The following is a 5,861-nucleotide window of genomic DNA, read 5'->3' on the forward strand; positions in this document are numbered from 1 at the left end:
CTGGTGGCTGTGGGCTTTTTCATTCCTTTATTTTACCAGATGCCGCCACTTAAGTTTTTTTGACCTGAATCCTTACGATTTGACTTCATATCATTTCTGGTTATATGAGGATGATTTAACCGCAGAGAACGCAGAGAACGCAGAGGGAGATCGGAGAGAGATGAATAATTCCAATGCTAACGGATTTGACTTCACAGGCTGTGTTAGGCGATCGTTATTACAAATAGGATGTTAGTTTACCGCATTGTCGATCGTACTTGCATCTAGTCTAGGGAGCGAAGTATTCCTTGAGAAATATTCAACCCTGACCTTGCGGGTTTCGTCTTTTTGTGCAGGTAAACTTCGCGATTTCCCATCGCCCCATCTCATTGCCCGGTTTAATCTTCCAAAAATTTTAATTTTACTTCGAGAAAAACGGTTTTTTGTAACATTTTACACATTTTCGCATCAAGTTTGCTGTTAGGGTTTGAAGCGTAGCAATCTAGTAGGATTGCACGCTACAGTATGCTTACCTTTAAAAAAGCTAAGTGCATTGCTGTTACCAACAGTCTCGAATAACTCCTTGGGTTGCAAACAGGACTTATACAGACAAAAAACGAAAAATTTAACCGCTTCTAGGGTTCCGATTTGAATCAGTTTCTAAGTCAGCTTAGACAGTTCAAGTGCTGGTCCGAGAGAAGCAGACTGGTTCTCCCAATATTTGATTAATTTGAGGGAAACACTAGCCAGTTACACGGCGGGATAAAAGCCCGGGAGAAACGCGATCGGTCATCAAGACTCGGTTCGTTAGCTCTCGGGCTTTATCCTTGTATATCAGGGGGGTTTGCAGAAGCTAAGGAAGCCAAAGAAGGTGCAAAAGCTCGATCGACATATTCACCTCTAACCAGCAACCAGAATATGCTATGAATATCCGATATTCCTCGCCCAAAATAACGCGATCGCCCTTATCCTACTGCGCCATATTTTTCATCACCTTGTTTTTCGCTGTCGGCTGCGTCAACCCGGCAATTTATATCAAAACCACGACAGAAAGCGAAGCAGCTTCTTCAGTAAGTGCTAACGCAGTTCGCCTCGGATTCAGCGCGTGGCCCGGCTGGTTTCCTTGGCAAATTGCCAAAGAGCAAAAGATATTTGAAGCTAACAATGTTGCTGTAGACTTAAAATGGTTTGACGGCTACTTAGAATCGATCAGCACCCTCACAGCAGGACAGATAGATGCTAACAGCCAAACCCTCGGCGATACAGTAAACTCAATATCCGGCGGCGCCGACCAAGTAATTGTTTTAGTCAACGACAACTCGACGGGAAATGACAAAGTGATTGTCGCCGAAGGCATCAATTCCGTTGCCGATTTAAAAGGTAAAAAAGTTGCAGCCGAAGAAGGTACAGTCGATCACTTTCTATTACTGTTAGGGCTGAGAAGAGCAGGTTTATCAGTGCAGGATATTCAATTTATACCGCTGGAAACAGGCAAAGCTGCGGCGGCTTTCGTCGGAGGGCAAGTCGATGCGGTGGCAGTATTTGCGCCGTTTACCACGCAGGCATTAAAACGATCGAACAGCAAGGAACTGTTTAGTTCCAAAGATTTTCCGGGGGCGATTTCCGACCATTTGGTATTCACCCGAAAGTTTATCGGCGAACACCCCGATCGAGTACAAGCCCTGGTCAATTCATGGTTTGCAACATTGGAATACATGAAAGCAAACAAAGAGAAATCTTACGAGATTCTAGCCAACCGCGCCGGAGTTAGCGTTGAGGAATACAAAGAATATGAAAACGGCACGAAGATATTCACGATCGAAGAAAACTTGAAAGCCTTTCAACCGGGAAATGACATGACATCATTGCAGTTTGCGGCGGCAGAAATGACTAAATTTCTCGTCGATGTAAATTTAGCCAAAACCCAACCAGATATCAGCACTTTATTTGACGATCGTTTTATAAAAGCTTATGCCGAAGGTAAAAGCTAAAAGGCAGAATTTACAATTTTGCAGACACAAAAATTTTTCAACAATATTATTTTTTTGAATATAGCGGTTCTCAAAAAAGTGAGGTATGCCCTATGCCCTATGCCCTATGCCCTATGCCCTATGCCCTATGCCCAGTCGTACCTCATCTTTCTGAGAAAAATTATACCAAAAAGCTACTCCAATTACTCGACAAACCGTTCCGCAATTAAATCATGCCACCAAATCCCGAACGCCGATCGATCCAATCCCACCTCAAGCAAAAAAGCCTAAATCCCACCGTTTTCTGGCGGATTGCGGAAGAGATACCACAACCCCTCAATATTGGGTTAACGGTGACATCGATCGCACTGCCGCTGCTGGTGTGGTGGCTAGTAACAACCTTCGCCAACGTAGACCCCAAATTTTTGCCTTCCCCCGGCAAAGTTTTAGAGGCATTTGGCCGGCTGTGGAACACTCGCGAACTTTTGAAAGACACGGTAGCGAGTTTGTGGCGGGTGGGAGTTGGCTTTCTGTTCGCCTTGGTTTTTTCCATACCCATTGGCGTGCTGATGGGCAGTTTTGCCAGTATTCGCGCCTTGCTGGAACCCATGTTCGGCTTGATGCGATATATGCCCGCACCAGCATTCATTCCCCTGCTAATTCTCTACTTGGGAATCGGCGAAGAACCCAAAATAATGCTGATATTTATCGGCGTCTTTTTCTTCAATTCGCTGATGGTAATGGATACAGTCAAGTTTGTTCCAAAAGACTTGATCGAATCTACTTATATGTTAGGTGGGAATCGCTGGGAAATCCTCACTCAAGTTATTTTTCCCCACGTTTTGCCGGGAATTCTTGATGCTAGCCGCATCAACCTAGCTGCGGCTTGGCAATTGGTAATCGTGTCGGAATTGATTGCCGCCACCGAAGGCTTAGGCCGCCGGATCAGCGTCGCCGGTCGATTTCTCCGAACCGATGAAATTTTTGTGGGGCTGATTGTCATTGGGGCGATCGGACTGGGTTTTGACTTGCTTTTTCAATATCTGCTGCGGGTTTCTTGTAAATGGTCAAGTCAGAAACAGTAAGCAGATGTTATACAAATCAGTGTTAAAAACTCTTATCGTACTCGGCGGTTGAAACCGCTTCTACACAAACGAAGTCCGCCTTCGCGGACTAAAGAGTTACTAACGAGGATTTGGTGTTAGAAGGCAGAATGGTATCATTTTTTTACTTACAATACAGAGGATAAACTCATGTTTCTGCAAATCAACAATCTGCACAAAAACTTTGAAACGAAAAAGGGTAAATTAGTTGTCCTCAAGGACATCAATATGAGCATCAAGCAAGGCGAATTTATCTGCGCGGTAGGCGCATCCGGTTCGGGCAAATCTACTCTGTTGAGGCAGATTGCGGGATTGGACAAGCCGACAACAGGGGAAGTGAAAATTGACGGCAAGGAAGTTGTTTCGCCTGGCCCGGATCGAGGTATGGTATTTCAGCATTACACTCTTTATCCTTGGATGAACGTGCAGGAAAATGCCGAGTTTGGTCTCAAACTTCAAGGCGTTTCCAAGAAAAAGCGGCGCGAACAAGCGAGCTATTATTTGAATGTGGTAGGATTGACGCAGTTTGCTTCGTCGCTGCCGAAGGAATTGTCGGGCGGGATGAAACAGCGGGTGGCGATCGCCCGCGCCCTCGCTTCTGAACCTAAAGTGTTATTAATGGATGAACCTTTCGGCGCCTTGGATATCCACACTAAAGAATCGATGCACGAATTCATGCTGGATTTGTGGCGTCGCACTGAGATTACAATCTTTATGATTACCCACGATGTCGAAGAAGCGGTGTTTCTTTCCAATCGGATTTATGCTTTGGGCGCTCGTCCCGGTACAGTGAGAAAGGAAATGTCGATTAATTTGCCCGATCGCACTCCCAGCGTTAAACGCCACGCCAAATTCCACGATTACCGCGACGAACTCATGGATTTGATGCGGAAACACGGACAGGAAGCAGTTGCAATGGCTGCTTAAATAGAAATAGGTTTGTATAGCCTTTCTCAGGTAAATGAGGTACTCCTGGGCATGGGGCATGGGGCATGGGGCATGGGGCATGGGCATAGGACTCTCCCCCATACCTCACCACGCTTGAAAACCGGTATAAATATTACTTTGGGCTCAGGCGGGTTGAGCAGCTAATATCATGTCCGGTTGAATAGTTATAATACTTTTGTCCCATCATGCCCGATGCCCTATTTGGCCGATGCCCGTATAGGATTTATAAGTAATTAACCGGACTTGATATAAGACATACTATTGTTTTATTTCGCTGACCTACCCAAATACATCAAGAGGAACTTATGGTGCAACTATCGATCGACACAAACTCACAAATTGATTCTGGCCTCGTATTAATCGAAGAAACCGTACCGGGCGGCGCGTACTGGTCGGGAGTCATCAAGCGGGGAAATACCCTGCGAATCACCGATTTAGAAGGCTCTCGCGGCGTTTCCATGCTGTGCTACAACGCCGACAATGCGATCGAACGTTTCAACGCAGCAGACACCGCCAAAATTCAATTCAACGCCTTTCTCAAACAAGGAATGGTGCTCTACACAGACATGGGGCGCATCCTATTTTCCATCACCCAAGACACCTCCGGCTGTCACGATTTGCTAGGAGGATGCAGCAACGCCATTAGCAATGCCAAAAAATACGGCGAAGGAGACTGGAAAAACTCCCGCGACAACTTCCTCAAAGCCCTAACTCGGTGGGGATTGGGCAAAAAAGATATCATGCCCAACATCAACTTATTTACTCGCATTGCCGTCAAACCAGACGGCACGATGGAGTTTCGCGAAGGCTGCGAAAAACCGGGGAGTTTTATCGATTTGCGAGCCGAAATGAACGTATTGACAATTATCTCTAACTGCCCCCACATCCTGCATCCTGGTTCAATTTACGATCCAAAACCAATCCAAATTCAGATTGTGAAATCCCCCGCACCCGCACCAGACGACTTGTGTCGCACCGCCAACCCGGAAGCAGTGCGCGGGTTCATCAACACCGATGCTTTGTTCGTGCAATAGACCCGATTCCACAACTCAATCTTATCCGCATCAATCTGCGGTGAAAAATTCTGCACTTCCATCACAAAAAGTGAACCATGACTGCAACTACCCAACAAATCCTCGATCCAAAAACTGCAATTTATAACGAAGTTTTACCCGCCAGACATCCCTGGTCTCGTGTCATCAAAAAAGGACAGATTCTCCGCATTGTAGATTTAGGCGGCAATCAAGCAGTAGATTTTTTAGTTTACAATGCCGATGACCCGTCCGAACGCTACAGCGCCCCCGATACGATCGTCAATCAAGGCAACATCTTTGTCACTACAAACAGCCAACTCATTTCCAACGAAGGGCGAGCCATGATGACCATAATTGCTGACTCCTGCGGGCGGCACGATACCTCCGGCGGCGCCTGTAGCTGCGAGAGCAATTCGGTGCGGTTTGGACTAGATAAAAAATACCAGCACGCCTGTGTTGAAAATTTCCTCGCCGCAATTCTTCCCCACGGTTTGGGCAAGCGAGATTTAGTCAGCAATATCAACTTTTTTATGAATGTTCCGGTTAGCGAAGATGGCACGCTTGAAATTGTTGACGGCATCTCCGATCCGGGAAGTACAGTTGATTTGCGAGCAGATATGAACGCGCTGGTTGCTATTTCTAACTGCCCGCAAATGAACAATCCTTGCAATGCTTACAATCCTACGCCGATTCAGTTGATTGTTTGGGATGCGGTGTAAATGTAGGGTATGTACTGTTTCCGCACTCTTTTTAGGGCGGGCTAGAAGCCCACCCCACAAGAAAATTCACTCTTTGTGGAACAGGCAAGATGCCTGTTCTTCAGGATA

At 46.2% G+C, this 5,861-nt stretch carries 6 protein-coding genes and 1 riboswitch; all 6 genes read left to right on the plus strand.

The window, feature by feature from the left end; genetic code table 11:
• Positions 1–235 (plus strand): hypothetical protein (locus tag QT990_RS29195; protein ID WP_333466089.1); only part of this gene is annotated, 235 nt, incomplete at its 5' end.
• A 368-nt stretch (positions 236–603) separates the two neighbouring features.
• Positions 604–758, plus strand: a riboswitch (guanidine-I (ykkC/yxkD leader).
• Between the two features lie 144 nt (positions 759–902).
• Positions 903–1,970 (plus strand): ABC transporter substrate-binding protein, encoded by a 1,068-nt coding sequence (locus tag QT990_RS29200; RefSeq protein WP_333145278.1) that lies wholly within the window; start codon positions 903–905, stop codon positions 1,968–1,970.
• Between the two features lie 212 nt (positions 1,971–2,182).
• Entirely contained in the window at positions 2,183–3,034 is an 852-nt protein-coding gene (locus QT990_RS29205) for an ABC transporter permease (protein WP_333145277.1), read from the plus strand.
• Between the two features lie 168 nt (positions 3,035–3,202).
• Entirely contained in the window at positions 3,203–3,979 is a 777-nt protein-coding gene (locus QT990_RS29210; protein ID WP_333145276.1) for an ABC transporter ATP-binding protein, read from the plus strand.
• A 326-nt stretch (positions 3,980–4,305) separates the two neighbouring features.
• Positions 4,306–5,034, plus strand: a complete 729-nt coding sequence (locus QT990_RS29215) for an urea amidolyase associated protein UAAP1 (RefSeq protein ID WP_333145275.1) — start codon at positions 4,306–4,308, stop codon at positions 5,032–5,034.
• Positions 5,035–5,111: 77 nt separating this feature from the next.
• Positions 5,112–5,753 (plus strand): urea amidolyase associated protein UAAP2, encoded by a 642-nt coding sequence (locus tag QT990_RS29220; RefSeq protein WP_333145274.1) that lies wholly within the window; start codon positions 5,112–5,114, stop codon positions 5,751–5,753.
• The last annotated feature ends 108 nt before the right edge of the window (positions 5,754–5,861 follow it).

It is taken from the genome of Microcoleus sp. T3_B1 (genome assembly GCF_036700445.1).
GTDB lineage: Bacteria > Cyanobacteriota > Cyanobacteriia > Cyanobacteriales > Microcoleaceae > Microcoleus.